Origin of the sequence: Solwaraspora sp. WMMD937 (genome assembly GCF_029581175.1) — a bacterium.
Classification (GTDB): domain Bacteria; phylum Actinomycetota; class Actinomycetes; order Mycobacteriales; family Micromonosporaceae; genus Micromonospora_E.
Genome location: NZ_CP120738.1, coordinates 3,410,633 through 3,426,748 on the forward strand (window position 1 = coordinate 3,410,633; position 16,116 = coordinate 3,426,748).

13 protein-coding genes and 1 pseudogene are annotated in these 16,116 nt (G+C 70.7%); 11 read left to right on the forward strand and 3 right to left on the reverse strand.

What is annotated here, in order from left to right:
* The first annotated feature begins 199 nt into the window (after nucleotides 1–199).
* The 8 genes from O7621_RS14890 (at nucleotide 200) to O7621_RS14925 (ending at nucleotide 8,414) form a co-directional block, all read left to right on the forward strand.
* Nucleotides 200–1,093: a hypothetical protein gene (locus tag O7621_RS14890; RefSeq protein ID WP_282229827.1), complete on the forward strand. Its 894-nt coding sequence runs from the start codon at nucleotides 200–202 to the stop codon at nucleotides 1,091–1,093.
* Nucleotides 1,094–1,316: 223 nt separating this feature from the next.
* The gene (gene rpsB / locus O7621_RS14895; protein ID WP_281553893.1) at nucleotides 1,317–2,165 is read left to right on the forward strand and encodes a 30S ribosomal protein S2; all 849 of its coding nucleotides are present in this window, start codon (nucleotides 1,317–1,319) and stop codon (nucleotides 2,163–2,165) included.
* A 39-nt stretch (nucleotides 2,166–2,204) separates the two neighbouring features.
* Entirely contained in the window at nucleotides 2,205–3,035 is an 831-nt protein-coding gene (tsf, locus tag O7621_RS14900) for a translation elongation factor Ts (RefSeq protein WP_282229828.1), read from the forward strand.
* A gap of 207 nt (nucleotides 3,036–3,242) precedes the next feature.
* The gene (gene pyrH / locus O7621_RS14905; protein ID WP_123600510.1) at nucleotides 3,243–3,998 is read left to right on the forward strand and encodes a UMP kinase; all 756 of its coding nucleotides are present in this window, start codon (nucleotides 3,243–3,245) and stop codon (nucleotides 3,996–3,998) included.
* A gap of 79 nt (nucleotides 3,999–4,077) precedes the next feature.
* Nucleotides 4,078–4,635 carry a ribosome recycling factor gene (gene frr / locus O7621_RS14910; RefSeq protein WP_123604413.1) on the forward strand — a complete coding sequence of 186 codons (558 nt, stop codon included), beginning with the start codon at nucleotides 4,078–4,080 and terminating at the stop codon, nucleotides 4,633–4,635.
* The gene (locus O7621_RS14915; RefSeq protein WP_282229829.1) at nucleotides 4,635–6,026 is read left to right on the forward strand and encodes a phosphatidate cytidylyltransferase; all 1,392 of its coding nucleotides are present in this window, start codon (nucleotides 4,635–4,637) and stop codon (nucleotides 6,024–6,026) included. Before frr ends, O7621_RS14915 begins: the two co-directional genes overlap by 1 nt.
* A gap of 83 nt (nucleotides 6,027–6,109) precedes the next feature.
* Nucleotides 6,110–7,237 (forward strand): 23S rRNA (adenine(2503)-C(2))-methyltransferase RlmN, encoded by a 1,128-nt coding sequence (gene rlmN / locus O7621_RS14920; RefSeq protein WP_282229830.1) that lies wholly within the window; start codon nucleotides 6,110–6,112, stop codon nucleotides 7,235–7,237.
* A 37-nt stretch (nucleotides 7,238–7,274) separates the two neighbouring features.
* Entirely contained in the window at nucleotides 7,275–8,414 is a 1,140-nt protein-coding gene (locus tag O7621_RS14925) for a DivIVA domain-containing protein (RefSeq protein ID WP_282229831.1), read from the forward strand.
* Between the two features lie 56 nt (nucleotides 8,415–8,470).
* On the opposite strand, the gene O7621_RS14930 is transcribed toward O7621_RS14925, so the two are convergent.
* Nucleotides 8,471–8,692: a DUF2631 domain-containing protein gene (locus tag O7621_RS14930; RefSeq protein ID WP_282229832.1), complete on the reverse strand. Its 222-nt coding sequence runs from the start codon at nucleotides 8,690–8,692 to the stop codon at nucleotides 8,471–8,473.
* Nucleotides 8,693–8,942: 250 nt separating this feature from the next.
* On the opposite strand from O7621_RS14930, the gene O7621_RS14935 reads away from it, so the two are divergent.
* Nucleotides 8,943–10,535: a Rieske 2Fe-2S domain-containing protein gene (locus tag O7621_RS14935; RefSeq protein WP_282229833.1), complete on the forward strand. Its 1,593-nt coding sequence runs from the start codon at nucleotides 8,943–8,945 to the stop codon at nucleotides 10,533–10,535.
* A gap of 37 nt (nucleotides 10,536–10,572) precedes the next feature.
* Here O7621_RS14935 and O7621_RS14940 read toward each other — a convergent pair whose 3' ends face one another.
* Entirely contained in the window at nucleotides 10,573–12,183 is a 1,611-nt protein-coding gene (locus O7621_RS14940; RefSeq protein ID WP_282229834.1) for an NAD(P)/FAD-dependent oxidoreductase, read from the reverse strand.
* Between the two features lie 54 nt (nucleotides 12,184–12,237).
* Between O7621_RS14940 and O7621_RS14945 the strand changes: the two genes are divergently transcribed.
* Nucleotides 12,238–14,433, forward strand: a complete 2,196-nt coding sequence (locus O7621_RS14945) for an MMPL family transporter (RefSeq protein WP_282229835.1) — start codon at nucleotides 12,238–12,240, stop codon at nucleotides 14,431–14,433.
* On the opposite strand, the pseudogene O7621_RS14950 reads toward O7621_RS14945, so the two are convergent.
* Nucleotides 14,420–15,226 (reverse strand): annotated as a pseudogene (locus O7621_RS14950) (YhjD/YihY/BrkB family envelope integrity protein); the annotation flags it as partial. The gene O7621_RS14945 and the pseudogene O7621_RS14950 overlap by 14 nt on opposite strands.
* A 171-nt stretch (nucleotides 15,227–15,397) precedes the next feature.
* Here O7621_RS14950 and O7621_RS14955 point away from each other — a divergent pair.
* Entirely contained in the window at nucleotides 15,398–16,033 is a 636-nt protein-coding gene (locus O7621_RS14955; RefSeq protein WP_282229836.1) for a Uma2 family endonuclease, read from the forward strand.
* Nucleotides 16,034–16,116: the final 83 nt, after the last annotated feature.

The window sequence follows — 16,116 nt, forward strand, 5'->3', positions numbered from 1 at the left end:
AACGTGCCCGGCGGCGATGGCTCATGCCCGGTGCGGTACGCCGTGGTTGTGGACGGCGGGCTTGCTGTGGACGCCGCGACGGCACCGGCCGCCGACCTGCTAGCGCCGGTCTGACCAGCACCGGTACAAGATCGCCCGAGACGTCCGTGGAGCGGACCCGAGTGGCGGCGGCGGTTGCGGTGACATACGGTCCCTGTCCGTGGACCCGAACCGAAACTATCCGGACGACCCCGATCCCCGGTGGTACTCCGAGCGCACCTACGTCGATTCGTCCTGGCAATCCACCGAGTCGAGCAGCGACCGGTTCGGTGCCGACCCGTTCGGCGGCACCAGCCGGTACGCCAGTGGCGACGGTACCGGTGAACTGCGGGCCGCCCGGGCGGATACGACAGAAGGTGGCCGGCGGCGCGCGGCGCCGGAACCGTCGTCGGCACCGCCGTTCGCTCCGCCCTCGTCGGCACCGCCGTTCGCTCCGCCGTCGTCGGCGCCTCCCGGGCCGGCGAGCGGTCCACCCTTTGCGACCCCGGAGCCCCGGCCGGAGCCGGGTCCGGCGGTCGATGCCGGCCGGCGGTCCGACCCCGCAAGGCGGTCCGACCCCGCAAGGCGGTCCGACCCCGCAAGGCGGTCCGACCCCGGTTGGCGGTCCGACCAGGCGCGGCCGGACGAGTCGGCCAGTTCGGTCGACATTCCCACCGGGCTCATGCCGCCGGTCACCCCCCGTCCGGCCGGTGATCCACCGCCGACGGGGGAGTACGGCGGCCGGCGGGCACCGGTGGGCAGCGTAGTCAGCGACGGGGTGTACCGCAGTCGACGTCCTGCGCTGGGGATCCTGTTCGCCGTCCTGGTGATGATCTTCGAGGTGCCGGCGTTGCGGCTGTTGCTGGACGGAGCGCTGGCCGATCCGGCCGAGGTCGGCGCGGTAGTCGCCGGTACGGCGCTGATGATCGGACTGCCCGCGTTCGGTATCGGTCTCTACGCGCTGGCTACCGGGGCGACCAAGGTGGGTTCCCCGGTCGAGGCGTGGCTGCGTCCGCCGACCGCGCATCTGCTGGTCGGCCTGCTGCTGTTCGTGGTGGCCGGACTCGCGGGCTGAACCATGCGGGCTGGCCGGGTCGCGACCCGGCGCAGGGCGTACACTTGACAACCGGCGACCGCCTCGCGCGGTCGACCTCGCGCGCCTTTCTCCCCGGCGACAGCCGTGGGGGCGTCGGTCCCCTGGTCCTGATCACTCAGGCCCACCATGACCGCCGACCGGGCGCCAGGACGCCCGGCCGCCGGCCGGCGTGACAACCAGGGACGTACAGGGAGAAGACACCATGGCCGTGGTGACCATGCGTCAGCTGCTGGAGAGCGGTGTGCACTTCGGGCACCAGACCCGGCGCTGGAATCCGAAGATGAAGCGGTTCATCTTCACCGAGCGTAACGGCATTTACATCATTGACCTGCGCCAGACCCTCGACTACATCGAGAAGGCGTACACCTTTGTCCGTGACACGGTGGCCGACGGCGGCAACATCCTGTTCGTCGGAACCAAGAAGCAGGCGCAGGAGGCCATCGCCGAGCAGGCGACCCGGGTCGGTCAGCCGTACGTCAACCACCGCTGGCTCGGCGGCATGCTGACCAACTTCCAGACGGTGTACAAGCGACTGCAGCGGATGAAGGAGCTGGAGGCGCTGGACCTGACCGGCACCGCGCAGGGCTACACCAAGAAGGAGACCCTGCAGCTGTCCAGGGAGAAGGACAAGCTCAGCCGTACGCTCGGCGGCCTGCGGGACATGCAGAAGGTGCCGGCGGCGATCTGGGTCGTCGACACGAAAAAGGAGCACATCGCCGTCGACGAGGCCCGCAAGCTGGGCATTCCGGTGATCGCGGTGCTCGACACCAACTGCGACCCGGACGAGGTCGATTTCCCGATCCCGGGCAACGACGACGCGATCCGCTCCGCCGAGCTGCTCACCCGGGTCGTGGCCACCGCCGTGGCGGATGGTCTGATCGCCCGTTCCGGTAAGTCGCGTGGTGCCGAGGAGAAGCCGGAGCCGGGCGCCGTGGCCACCGACGAGCCGCTGCCCGAGTGGGAGCGCGAGCTGCTCGAGGGGCCGGCCAACAAGGAGAACGAGCCCTCGGCCAGCAAGGAGAACGAGCCCGCTGCCGCCGCTGCGGAATGACGACCACCCAAGCCGTCCGACGAGACTGAAGAGAGAGTCATGTCCAACTTCACCGCCGCGGATGTCAAGAAGCTCCGCGACCTCACCGGCGCCGGCATGATGGACTGCAAGAAGGCGCTGCAGGAGGCCGAGGGCGACTTCGACAAGGCCGTCGAGATCCTGCGGATCAAGGGTGCCAAGGACGTCGGCAAGCGGGCCGGCCGCACCGCCGCGAACGGCCTGGTGGCCCACGCCGGGTCGGCGCTGCTGGAGCTCAACTGCGAGACCGACTTCGTCGCGAAGAACACCGACTTCATCGACTTCGCGCAGTTGCTGGTCGAGCACGGCGAGCAAATCAAGGCCACTGACGCGGAGGCGCTGCTCAGCTCCACCCTGCCGGACGGCCGGCCGGTCGCCGACGCGGTCCAGGAACAGTCCGCCAAGATCGGCGAGAAGCTGGTGCTCAACCGGTTCGCCCGGCTCGACGGCACCGTCACGGTCTATCTGCACCGCAAGGCGCAGGACCTGCCGCCGCAGGTGGGTGTCCTGGTGGCGTACTCCGGCAAGGAGGACGAGGCGGCCGACGCAGACGCCCGCGGTGTGGCGATGCAGATCGCCGCGATGCGGCCACGCTTTCTCACCCGTGAGGAGGTGCCGGCGGAGACGGTCGAGTCGGAGCGCCGGATCGCCGAGCAGACGGCTCGCGAGGAGGGCAAGCCGGAGGCGGCCATGCCCAAGATCATCGAGGGCCGGGTGAACGCCTTCTTCAAGGACTTCGTCCTGCTGGAGCAGGCGTCGGTGGCGGACAACAAGAAGACGGTCAAGAAGGTGCTGGCCGAGGCCGGTATCGACGTGACCGGGTTCGTCCGGTTCGAGGTCGGCCAGGCCTGATTCGGTCCGGGCCGGTGTCCGGCGCGTCGGCCGGTCGGCGGCCGACGCAGACAGGTCCCCGGTGAGGATCGAGACGATCGATCGACAGAGGAGGCCGTTGGTGTACGTGACAGGCACCACGGCCTCCTCGTTCCGTAGTGTGGGCACGAGGGTGAGTACGGCGGCGCTGAGGGCAGCTAGCGAAGGGCGGGTCGGATGACGCAGGTAATGAGTGGACACACGCTGGCGGCGGACGACCCGACCGCGCCCCCACCCGGGCGGTCCCGGCGGGTGGTGCTGAAACTGTCCGGTGAGGTATTCGGCGGCGGAGCGATCGGCGTCGATCCAGATGTGGTGCAGGACATAGCCCGGCAGATCGCCACTGTCTCCCGGCTCGGGGTCCAGGTTTCGGTGGTGGTCGGCGGCGGCAACTTCTTCCGCGGCGCCGAGCTGCAGAAGCGCGGCATGGACCGGGCCCGAGCCGACTACATGGGCATGCTGGGCACCGTGATGAACTGCCTGGCCCTGCAGGACTTCCTCGAGAAGGAAGGCGTCGAGACCCGGGTGCAGAGCGCCATCACGATGGCCCAGGTCGCGGAACCGTACATCCCGCTGCGCGCGATCCGGCACCTGGAAAAGGGCCGTGTGGTGATCTTCGGCGCGGGTGCCGGTATGCCGTACTTCTCCACCGACACCGTCTCGGCGCAGCGTGCCCTGGAGATCCACGCAGACGTGGTGCTGATGAGCAAGAACGGCGTGGACGGGGTGTACACCGCCGATCCACGGACCGACCCGACCGCCAGCAAGCTCGACACGGTGACCTTCGCCGAGGCGCTACGGCGCGGGCTGCGGGTCGCCGACGCCGCCGCGTTCAGCCTCTGCATGGACAACGACCTGCCGATGTTGGTCTTCGGCGCGCAGGGCGACGACACGATCGTGCGCGCAGTCGCCGGCGAGCGCATCGGTACCTTGATCACGACCTGACCGCCCGGACCGCGCGGCGGATCCGTACCGGCAGGTGCCAGCAGGGACACCGGACCATCAGAAGGAGGCGACGGAACAGGTGATCGAGGAGACTCTGCTCGAAGCAGAGGAGAAGATGGAGCGCGCCGTCGAGCACGCCAAGGAGGAGCTGGGCGCGATCAGGACCGGTCGGGCCACTCCGGCGATGTTCTCCCGCATCGTGCTCGACTACTACGGTACCCCGACGCCGATCACCCAGATGGCATCCGTCGGGGTGCCCGAGCCGCGGATGGCCATTGTCAAGCCGTACGACATGTCGCAGCTCGCCGCGATGGAGAAGGCGATCCGCGACTCGGATCTCGGAGTCAACCCCAACAACGAGGGGACCCAGCTCCGGATCCTGCTGCCGCAGATGACCGAGGACCGTCGGCGAGAGATGATCAAGGTGGCGCGCGGCAAGGGCGAGGACGCCAAGGTCGCCATCCGCAACGTCCGTCGTAAGGCCAAGGAAGAACTCGACCGCATCGTCAAGGACGGCGAGGCCGGCGAGGACGAGGGACGCCGGGCGGAGAAGGAACTGGACGATCTCACTCACCGGTACGTGTCCAGCGTCGACGATCTGGTCAAACACAAGGAAACCGAGCTGCTCGAGGTCTGATGTCATACCCCGAGACCGCTGGCGGCGATCAACCGGACGCTCGAACAAGGGCGCGGCACCCCGGCGCCGCGCCCAAACCGTCAGCTCCGGAGACCCGTAACGGCCATCCGCTGGCTGAGCGGTCCCAGCCGTACGGCGGCCCGAACGGAGTGCCCGCCGCCGGTTATGGCACCGCCGATTACGGTGGCGCCGCGTACGGGGGTGCAGCCCATGGCGGTCCCGTCCCCACCGGGCCGTACACCGGTACCGGGGAATTCCCGTACGCCGGTTCCCACCTCGGCAACGGCGGTCTGCCCCAGGCCGGCGCGTCGACCGGCAACGGTCACTGGTCGACCGGGTACCGGGACGGTGAGCCGGCAGAGCCGTCTACGGACCCGGACCCGCAGGCCGGGCCCGACAGATCGGCAGCGCGTCGGCGGGCCGGCGCGAGACGCCGTCGATCCGGCCGGGCCGGTCCGGCCCGGCCGGCGACCGAGCGCTCCGACCCGGATCAGCCGCTGCCGGAGCCGACCGGCTCTCGTCGGGCCGGTCAGGATCCGCCCGGCGCGGCCGGGAACGCATCGCCGGCTGCCGACCGTCGGCCGTCAGCCGGTCGAAATCTGCCGGCCGCCATCGGCGTCGGCCTCGGGCTGGTCGTCGTGGTGCTCGGTTCGTTGTTTCTGTGGCGGCCAGCCTTCCTGATCGTCCTGCTGGCCGCTGTCGGCCTGGGCACCTGGGAGATGATCCGAGCGGTGCGCAGCAGCGGCGCCCGCCCGCCGACGACCCCGTTGCTCGCCGGTGGCGCGCTGATGTCCGTGCTGGCCTGGCGGGTCGGCCCGGATGCGCTGGCGCTCGGGCTGCTGGTGACGGTCCTGGCGATGCTGATCTGGCGGCTGGGCGACGGACCGTCCGGGTATCAGCGGGACGCGGCCACGGCCACGCTGATCGCGGTCTACGTCCCGTTTCTGGGCGGTTTCGCCGCGTTGCTGGCCAGTCGGCCGGACGGCGACCTGCAGATTCTGGTCACCCTGGCTGCGGTGATCCTCTCCGATACCGGTGGCTATGCCGCTGGCGTCTTCTACGGCAGGCACCGGATGGCACCGACGATCAGCCCGAAGAAGTCCTGGGAAGGCTTCGCCGGGTCGGTGGCCGCCGCCGGGATCGGCAGCGCGGTGCTGCTGTTTCTGTTGCTCGACGTCATGCCGCTGTGGGGAGCACTGTTCGGCGTGGCGGTGTCGGTCGCGGCTGTGCTGGGGGACCTCGGCGAGTCCATGCTCAAGCGGGATCTCGGGGTCAAGGACATGAGCAACCTGCTACCCGGACACGGCGGGCTGATGGACCGGCTCGACTCGATCCTGTTCGCGTTGCCGGTCTCCTACCTCGTGCTGTCGTTGATCGCGTTGGCCGGCTGATCGGTCGTTCAGAAGGGATGGCCGGTCGATCCGCCCACCGTGGCGAGCCGGCCTCGGCGGGATCGTGGGAGACTGGTCCTGCCATGAGAAGCCTGCCGCTGACCCCGAGCCGTCCGGTGACCGTCGCCTCCGACGGTCGCCCCGCCCTGCCACCCCAGCACCTGGCCGATCTCGATCTCGGCCAGCGGCAGACGCTGCTGACCGGGCTCGGCCAGCCCGCGTACCGGGCGAAGCAGGTCTCGACGCACTACTTCGGCCGGCTGACCCGGGACCCGCAGGCGATGACGGATCTACCGGCCGCCGTCCGGGCCGGAGTCGCCGAGCGGCTGTTGCCGACCCTGCTCACTCCGGTGCGCGAGGACGCGTGTGACAGCGGTGCCACCCGCAAGGCGCTCTGGCGGTTGCACGACGGAGCCCTGGTGGAGAGCGTGTTGATGGGCTACCCGGACCGGGTGACCGTCTGCGTGTCCAGCCAGGCCGGGTGCGGGATGGCCTGTCCGTTCTGTGCCACCGGTCAGGCCGGGCTGACCCGAAACCTGTCCACCGCGGAGATCATCGACCAGGTCGTCCACCTCGCGGAAGTGGCCGCAGCGGGTGGCGTCACGGGGTCACCGCCCCGGCTGTCGCACGTCGTCTTCATGGGGATGGGCGAACCGTTGGCCAACTACGGCCGGGTGATCGCCGCCGTCCGCCGGCTCTGCGCGCCACCACCGGAAGGGCTGGGCCTGTCGCAGCGGCATGTGACCGTCTCGACGGTCGGACTGGTGCCGGCGATGCGCCGTCTCGCCGGGGAAGACCTATCGGTGACTCTTGCGCTGTCGTTGCATGCGCCCGATGATGATCTGCGCGACGAACTCGTGCCAGTCAACCAACGGTGGAAGGTCGCCGAAGTCCTGGACGCCGCGTGGGAGTACGCGGACCGTACGGGTCGGCGGGTGTCCATCGAGTACGCGATGATCCGGGATGTGAACGACCAGCCATGGCGAGCCGATCTGCTGGGTCGATTGCTGGCTGGTCGCATGGCCCATGTGAATCTTATTCCGCTCAATCCGACTCCGGGCAGTCGTTGGGACGCCAGTCCCAAGCCGATCGAGCGGGAATTCGTTCGTCGGTTGCGTACAGCCGGTGTCGCGGTGACCGTCCGCGACACCCGGGGCCGGGAGATCGACGGAGCATGCGGGCAGCTTGCGGCCGCTGAGACGGCCTCATGAGCTACCGGTGTGATCAGCGAGTGAATCAGGAGACGTAGTGGCGAGTCAGGGACAGCGCTTTCGGCGCCGGGCGCTTCGTCGGGGCTACAAGGTCGACGAAGTGGATGCCTTCCTCGACCGTGTCGAGGCCACACTCGCCGGCGAGCCGGTGGGATCACCGGTTTCCGCACAGGAAGTGCACGATGTCGTATTCAGAGTCCGGTTCAACGGCTACGACGAATGGCAGGTCGACCTGCACCTGGACCGGGTGGAACGACAGCTGACCGAGTTGGAGGAGCGTGGCCCAGCCGGTCGTGGTCCAGCCGGTCGTGGCGCGGACACCCTTGCCGGCCGCCCCGACCGGCTGACCCCGGCCGGGCGTGACGATCGTCCGATGCGTGACGATCGTCCCGTGCCGTCGGCCGCCGCCGCGCTGCCGCCGCGGCCGCCCGGTCAGCTGGGGCCGATGTCCGGTCAGCCGGGTCCGGCCCCCGATCCGTACGGCCACTATGCCGACCAGCCGACCGGAAGTTACGGCCGCTACGAGGACCCCCGGGGCAGCTACCCGCCGGGCGCTCCGGCAGGCGGCCCGCCGGTCCCGGCACCGGGCGGGCCGCACCGCGGCTTCGGCCCTGGCCCGGACGGTCGGTTCGACGGCTTCGAACAGGGCCGGCACGGCAAGGCCGACATGACGGCCGAAATCTACTTCCCGGATCGGCGATCTGGCCCGTCCGGTCCGCCGCCAGGCGGACACCCCGGCCATGCCGGCATGGCCGGCCCTCCCGGCGGTGGCCACCCCGGCATGGGCGGCCCTCCCGGCGGTGGCCACCAGGGCATGACGGGCGGCCACCCGGCGATGCCGGGTCAGCCCGGCGTCGCCGGCTACCCGGGTGGGCCGGGCAGCCCCGGCCACCTGCCGGGCGGACCGGCGGGACCGTCCGGTGGTGGCAGCCTGCAGCGGGTGGACCAGATCCGGCGGACCTTCCAGGTCCGCAGGTTCGGTAGCGGCTACGACCCGGCGCAGGTGGACCGGCTGTTCGAGGAGCTCCTTACCGCGATGGCCGGCCGGGGACCGATGCCGGTGGACACGGCGGAACTCGACACGGTGCAGTTCGGGCTGGTCACCGGCGGCTACTTCGAGGCCGAGGTCGACGCCGCACTGAAGGAGGTACAGGACATCCTGCAGCGCGGCCGGTGACCGCCGGCTGCGGTTGCGCTGGCCGGATCAGCGCCAGCGATGCGGCCCGGGTCCGGTCAGGAACGCAAGCCGTTGCGTCGTAGCACGGCGTCGCCGACAACGATGGCCAACAGTCCAACGGCCAGGCCGACCAGCCAGATGTCCTCGACGCGGCCCTCATGGTTGCCAATCAGCATGGAGAGCAACACCAACGCCGAAACGACAGCACCGATCCGTCCCAACTTGCGATGGCCCGGCTTGTGCTGGTCGGGTGAGGTCACCGGCTCGGTTCCGGCCACGGCTGGTCCTCCTTCTCGAACCGGCCCGTCCCGATGAACGGAGCCCGGTCACTCGCATGGATCCCGCCCAGTCTGGCATGGTGCCGGCGGGCGCGGCATCGGGACCCCGCCGGGGGATCCGTGCCGGTGCCGGGCCACTCGGGCAGGCAGAGCCGGAGCCAGCGGATCCAGACGTCGCCAGTCGGGGCGACCGCCGCCTCCGGTAGCGTTTCCGGCGTACACATCGCTTGTGACCGAGGGGGTCTGTACGGTGCGACTGACGGGAACCGGGCACGCCAGTATGCGGATCGACACGGCTGCGGGCAGCATCCTGTGCGACCCGTGGGTCAACCCGGCCTACTTCGCCTCATGGTTTCCCTTTCCGGACAACTCCCAGCTGGACTGGGAATCCCTCGGACAGGTCGACTATCTGTACGTCTCCCACCTGCACCGGGACCATTTCGACGCGGCGCACCTCAAGCGCTTCGTGTCGAAAAAGGCGACCGTGCTGCTGCCCGAGTACCCCACCTCGGAGCTGGAGGACGAGCTGCGTGAGCTCGGCTTCACCAGCTTCCTGCGGACGAAGACCAACGAGGTGGTCGAGCTGGATGGCGGCCTCAACGTCATGATCCAGGCGTTGACCAGCCCGACCGACGGCCCGATCGGTGACTCGTCGTTGTGGGTCGAACACGATGGCATCCGACTGCTCAACCAGAACGACGCTCGTCCCACCGATCTGTCGGTCTTCGCCGCGCTCGGCCACGTGCACGCCCACCTGCTGCAGTTCTCCGGCGCCATCTGGTACCCGATGGTCTACGAGCTGCCCACCAACGCCAAGACCGCGTTCGGCAAGCAGAAGCGGGAGCGCCAGTTCGATCGCACCTGGCGGTACATCGACGATCTGAAGGCGTCGTACGTCTTCCCGATCGCCGGGCCGCCCTGCTTCCTCGACGACGCGCTGTGGCAGTTCAACGACATCCACGGCGACGAGGGCAACATCTTCCCCGACCAGCAGGTCTTCCTGTCCGAGTACGCCAAGGTCGGCGGCACCAATGGAGTGGTGCTGCTGCCCGGTTCGGTCGCCGAGGTCACCGCCGACGACTGCCGCACCACCCACCCGCAGCCGGTCGACGAGTTCTTTGCCAACAAGCGGGCCCACCTGGTCGAGATGCGGGAGCGCAAGCGTCCGGTCATCGAGGCCGAGAAGGCCTCCTGGCGGCACCCGGAGATCGACGTGCTGGGCGAGATGAAACGTCGTATCGAGCCGTTGCTGGAGGAGTCGGTCTACCTGGCCAAAGGGGTCGGCGGCCCGGTCCGGTTCGATCTGGTCGACTACGACGGCGAGTCGGTCGAGTCGATCGTGGTGGACTTCCCGGGTAAGCAGGTGCGGCCGTACGCCGACGAGAAGGTCCGCTACCGGTTCCGCACCGACCGGGCACTGGTGGAGCACCTGCTGCACACCGGCGAGGTCGACTGGGTCAACTCGCTCTTCCTGTCCTGCCGGTTCTCCGCCGCGCGGATCGGCCAGTACAACGAGTTCGTCTACGCCTTCTTCAAGTGCCTGTCCACGGAGCGGCTGCAGTACGCCGAGGGCTGGTACGCCGAGCAACGTCCGGACGCCGAGGACGTCAAGATCGGTGACTGGATCGTGCAGCGCCGCTGCCCGCACCTGAAGGCCGACCTGACCCGGTTCGGCATCATCGACGGCGACCAGCTCACCTGCCAGCTGCACGGCTGGCGGTTCGACCTGACCAGCGGGCGGTGCCTGACCAGCGTCGGGCACGAGATCCGGGCCCGCCGGGCGGGCACCCCGGCACCGGCGGAGTCCCAGGCCCCGGTTGGCGAGCCGGCGGCGCAGGCCTAGCATCTGTCTGGCGCCGGCGGCCTGGGGACCGCCGCGCCTAACGTCCGCCACGCCCCAGGTCGGTGAGGATCCGCCGGGCGGCGTTGTGCCCGGCGGCGCCGATCACACTGCCCGCCGGGTGACAGCCGGCGCTGCCCGCGTACAGGCCGGGCAGCCCGGTGGCGTACGGCATCCGGTCAGTGAACGACGCGGTGTTGTCCACGTGGTGGATGTGCCCGCCGGTGATGCCGAAGTGCGCCTCGATGCCGGGTGGGGCGAGCGGCACCGCGTCGGCGACCAGCGCGCTGGTGCCCGGCGCGTACCGGTCGCAGACGGCCAGCAGTTGTTCGACGTACCCGGGCAGCTCGGTCGCCCACGACGAACCCGCCGGCTGCCACGGCACCGACTGGACGAACAGCGCCGACGAGTGGTGCCCGGCGGCGTCGCGCAGCGACGGGTCGACGGTGGTGTGCAGGTACCACTCGATGGTCGGCTCGACCGGCAGCCGGCCGGCCCGCACATCGGCCCACATCGCCCGCAGCGCGGTCATCGGCGACTCGCCGCCGCCGGGCAGCAGCGACGCCGACCCGGGCAGCAGATGGATCGTGGCCCCGAACGGGCTGGGTGCGGCGTCCGGCAGGCAGCTGAACCGGGGCAGCCCGGTCAGCGCCAGGTTGACCTTCAACGTGCTGCCCGGCCGGCGGGTGGCGGCCATCCGGTCGGTCAACTCGGCCGGCAGTGCGCCGTCGGGAGTCAGCTCCAGCAGCCGGTACGGGTCGCAGGCGCCGAGCACCACCTCGGCGGCGACCGACCGCCCGTCGGCGACGACGACGCCGCTGGCGTTGCCGGCGTCCACGGTGATCCCGGTGACCGGTGCGTTGGTGACGATCCGTGCCCCGGCGGCCCGGGCGGCGTCGGCGAAGGTCCGCGACACGGTGCCCATCCCGCCGGCGGCGATCATCCAGGTGCCGTCCGAGCCGGGCAGCCGGCACATGTTGTGGGCCAGGAAGTTGTGGCCGGTGCCCGGGTCGTCCGGCCCGGCGGTCAGCCCGCTCAGCCCGTCGGTGACGGCGTACATGGCGACCAGCAGCTCGGAGCGGAACTCGAAGCGGGCCAGGTAGTCGGCGACCGAGCCGCGGACCAGGTCGACGAAGACCTGCCGCAGCGCCGGGCGGACGTAGCGCTGCGCGGTCTGCTCGACCGGCAGCGGCTCGGCCAGCCAGGCCGGCGCCAGGTCGTCACGTAGCGCCGCCAGTTCGGCCTGCATGGCGTCGTCGGCGGCCACGTCGGCGGCGGAGAATGTCGCCGCCATCTGCGCCCGGGTCGCGGCCCGGTCGGTGCCGAACAACAGGTACGGTGACCCCGGCCCGCCTGGAGTGGGCAGGAAGTAGTGCGGATCGCGGCGCAGCACCGGGATGGTCACGTCGAGGGTGGCCAGCAGTTCCGGCGGCATCAGCCCGAGCAGGTACGAGCCGGTCGAGTGGCGCAGCCCTGGCACCCGGGTGAACGGCTGCTCGGTGCGGGTGGCGCCGCCGATCACCTCGGCCGCCTCCAGCACCAGCACGTTCAGCCCGGCCCGGGCCAGCAGGACCGCCGCGACCAGACCGTTGTGCCCGGACCCGATGACGACCACGTCGGCCCGGGCCGGCAGAGAGTGTGACGTACCCATGTCCCGACCCTAGTCGCCGTGCGGCGTCCAAGATGGGCCTGCGATAGTCGAGACGTGTTCGCATGGTGGGGACGGACCGTGGTCCGGTTGCGATGGGTGGTGCTGGCCGCAGCCGCGTTGCTGGTCGTCGTCGGAGTGACCTGGGGGACCGGCCTGTTCGGGGCGGTCTCCGGTGGCGGTTTCGCCGACCCGGCGGCCGAGTCGACGCAGGCCCGAGAGCGGATCAACGCCGAGCTGGGCAACCAGGACGTCGACGTGCTGGTGCTGTACCGCAGCGACGCGGCCACCGTCGACGACCCGGCGTTCCGCGAGCCGGTCACCCAGACCCTGGAGTCGCTGGCCACCCGGCCGGAGGTGACCAGTGTCACCAGCTACTACGACACCGAGTCACCGGCGCTGGTCGCCACCGACCGGCGGGCCACCTACGCCCTGGTCCAGCTAGCCGGCGACGACGAGGACGCCAAGACCGCCGCCTTCGAGCAGATCCGGCCGCTGCTGGACGCACCGGGGCTGGTCACCCGGGCCGGCGGTGCCGTGCCGTTCCTCGACCAGGCCAACGAGCAGACCATCCGGGACATCACCCGGGCCGAGCTGATCGCCCTGCCGATCCTGCTGGTGCTGCTGGTGCTGATCTTCGGTGGGCTGGTCGCGGCGTCGATGCCGCTGCTGGTCGGCGTGCTCGCCATCCTCGGTGCGTTCGTCGCGGTCCGGGCGCTGACCCTGGTCACCGAGGTCTCGGTGTTCGCGATCAACGTGATCACCCTGATCGGGCTGGGCATGGCGATCGACTACGCGCTGTTCGTGGTCAGCCGGTTCCGGGAGGAGTTGGCCGCCGGCCACCCGACCCCGGAAGCGCTGGTGCGCACGGTCGCCACCGCCGGGCGTACCGTCGCGGTCTCCGGTCTGATCATCGGCACCTCGCTGATCAGCCTGCTGATCTTTCCGCAGCCGTTCCTGACCGGGATCGGCTTCGGCGGGATGGCAGCGGTGCTGGTCGCCATGCTCGCCTCGGTGACCGCGCTGCCCGCCCTGTTGGCGGTGCTCGGCCCGCGGATCAACGCGCTCACCGTACCGTTGCCGTGGCGGCGCCGGTCGGTGCCGCCACCGCCGGGGGAGGCCGCCCGGGCCGGCGCCTGGGCCCGGATCGCCCGCAGCGTGATGCGGCGTCCGGTGCGCTACGTCACCGTGGTGGTGGTCGGGCTGCTGCTGCTGGCCACCCCGTTCCTGCGGGCCGAGTTCGGCGGCTTCGACGAGCGGGTGTTGCCGGCCGGTGCGCAGTCGCGGGTGGTGGCCGAGACGATCGCCGAGGAGTTCCCCGACGGCGCCAGCATCGGCCCGGTCGAAGTTCTGGTCTCCGGCGCCGGCCCCGACCTGGCGCAAGCCTTCGCCGAGGACATCGCCGGGCTGCCGGGCGCCACCGGTGCCCAGATCGCGGCGGTACGCGACGCCTCGGCGTTGATCCGGGTCAGCTACGTCGGCGAGCCGACCGGCGACGAGGCCGAAGCACTGGTGCGGGCCATCCGCGACCTGCCGCCCCCGGCCGGGGCCGAGGTCCTCGTCGGCGGCCGCACCGCCGCCGACATCGACATGCTGGACAGCCTCGGCAGCTACCTGCCGTGGATGGCACTGCTGATGGCCACCGCCACCATGGTGCTGCTGTTCCTGGCGTTCGGCTCGGTGGTGCTGCCGGTCAAGGCGGTACTGATGAACCTGGTGTCGATCGGTGCCTCGTTCGGCGTGGTGGTCTGGGTGTTCCAGGACGGGCACTTCGCCGACTGGCTCGGCTTCACCCCGACCGGGTTCATCGATCCGACCAACCCGATCCTGATGTTGGCGGTGCTGTTCGGTCTGGCCACCGACTACGAGGTGTTCCTGCTGTCACGGGTGCGGGAGGAGTGGGACCGCACCGGCGACAACACCGCGTCGGTCGCCGCCGGGCTGCAGCACACCGGGCGGATCATCACCGCCGCCGCGCTGCTGCTGATCGTGGTGGTGGCCGGTTTCGCCGCCGGCGGCATCTCGTTCATCAAGCTGATCGGGGTCGGGATGATCGTCGCGATCGTCGTCGACGCGACCCTGGTGCGGGTGCTGCTGGTGCCGGCGACGATGCGGCTGCTGGGTCGGTGGAACTGGTGGGCGCCGGGTCCGTTGGGTCGGCTGTACCGCCGGTTCGGGCTGCACGAGACCCCGGCGCAGCCGCAGTTGGCGTCGGTCGGCTCCGGCCCCGGTGCCGACGGCGCCACCGGCTGAACGCCAGCGTGGCGGAGTAGCCGGCCAGCACGATCACGTGCAGCAGGTAGAGCCAGAGCAGCACCGCGACCGCCGCGCCGACCTGGTCGAGCCCGCCGAACGGCACCCCGAGGTCCAGCGGCAGCGAGCAGAACAGGATGAACCCGTGCAGGAAACCGGACAGGTTGGCGGCGGTGAACGAGCCGACCGCGACCGTGGCCAGCCAGTCCGGCTTGCCCGGCCCGACCACCCGGAACACCCATACCAGCACCGGGCTCAGCCCCAGCCAGACGGCCAGGAACGACACCACGACCCCGAGCGCGCCGGCCCAGCCGCCCCGGGCGAACAGCCCGGCGGCCGACGGTAGGGCCAGCAGCACCAGCAGCATCAGCGCCGGTGCCGCGCCGAGCAGCGGCAGCAGTAGCACCCGGCCCCGCCAGCCGACCATCGACTCGGCTGGCTCCGGTGGTGGCGCCACCGACACGAACGCCCGGCGCAGCCCTTCGCCGTACAGCGATGCGGGCAGCAGCGCGGCCAGCGCCAGCACCGGGGTGAGGTGCAGGCCGGCGTCGATCAGGGCGGCGGCGGCCCGGTCGGCGCCGAGCTGTCCGGGCAGGGTGTCGATCGCCGGGTCGGTGAGCCGGCGGATCCGGCCCGCACCGGCGAACAGCCCGGTCAGCCAGATCGCCAGCAGCACCACCGGGACGACCGCGATCGCGCCGAAGAAGGTGATCGAGGCGGCGTGCAACGACAGGTCCTGCCCGCGCAGCGGCCGGAACGCTGCCCGGACCAGCCGGCGCCCTCGGGAGACCATGTCCCCTAGCTTTCCCCACCGGGGCGGTCACCACTCCCGTACGGCGGTGGCCCGGCGTGGGGTGGCCCGTACGGTCCGGCTTGACGGTCGGCTAGCCGACATGGCCCGGTGCGCCGCCGTGGCGGGGCGGCGCGGCTAGTCTGGTCGGTGCATCATGTCCCGCGGAAAGGGGTGAGCACGTTGGCACAGCCGGCATTCGTGCCCGATCCGGAGCCGCCGCGTGAGCCGTCGTTCGACGTACTCGGCGATTTCGACGAGCCGTGGACCGCGCAGCTCGCCCTTGACCTGTTGCCAGAGACCAATGGTCCCAAGGTCGAGGTCCTCAGCGGGAGCGTGATCGTGACACCACATGCCGGAGTTGACCACCAGTCGGTCGAGCGGGAGCTTTCCTACCTGCTGCATCGGGCTGCGCGCAGAGCCGGCTTATGGGCCTATCCGGAGATCAACGTGGTTTCCGGGGCTGACCTGTTCATACCCGACCTGGTCGTGCTGCGGACGTCTGGTGGCGGCAGGACGACCGTTGACGTGGCGGACGCCGTACTGCTGGGCGAGATCGTGTCGCGCGGCAACCGGCGCAAGGACGTGATCGACCGGCCCCGGCAGTACGCCGCAGCCGGCGTTGCCTGGTTCCTCCGGGTGGATCTCCGGAACCGGGTGCCGGCGCTGGCGTTGCACGAGCTGAGCGACGGGGAGTACCGGCCGGTGGCGGCGGCCGCGGCCGGGACCACGTTCGTGATGAAGGAGCCGTTCGAGTTCACCATCGATCCGGCCGATCTGCTCGACGAGGCCGACGACGGCGCACGGTGACGCGATGTCCCGGTGACTCGGCGGCGCGCCCGGCGGCCGGTCGGCTGCGGCGCTGCGGGACAATGGGTCGGTGACTTCCTCCC

Excerpts from the sequence above, each read along its gene's own strand:
- O7621_RS14915 (WP_282229829.1), top strand. The coding sequence starts at position 4,635 with ATGTCATACCCCGAGACCGCTGGCGGCGATCAACCGGACGCTCGAACA.
- rpsB (WP_281553893.1), top strand. The coding sequence starts at position 1,317 with ATGGCCGTGGTGACCATGCGTCAGCTGCTGGAGAGCGGTGTGCACTTC.
- tsf (WP_282229828.1), top strand. The coding sequence starts at position 2,205 with ATGTCCAACTTCACCGCCGCGGATGTCAAGAAGCTCCGCGACCTCACC.
- O7621_RS14940 (WP_282229834.1), bottom strand. The coding sequence starts at position 12,183 with ATGGGTACGTCACACTCTCTGCCGGCCCGGGCCGACGTGGTCGTCATC.
- rlmN (WP_282229830.1), top strand. The coding sequence starts at position 6,110 with ATGAGAAGCCTGCCGCTGACCCCGAGCCGTCCGGTGACCGTCGCCTCC.
- pyrH (WP_123600510.1), top strand. The coding sequence starts at position 3,243 with ATGAGTGGACACACGCTGGCGGCGGACGACCCGACCGCGCCCCCACCC.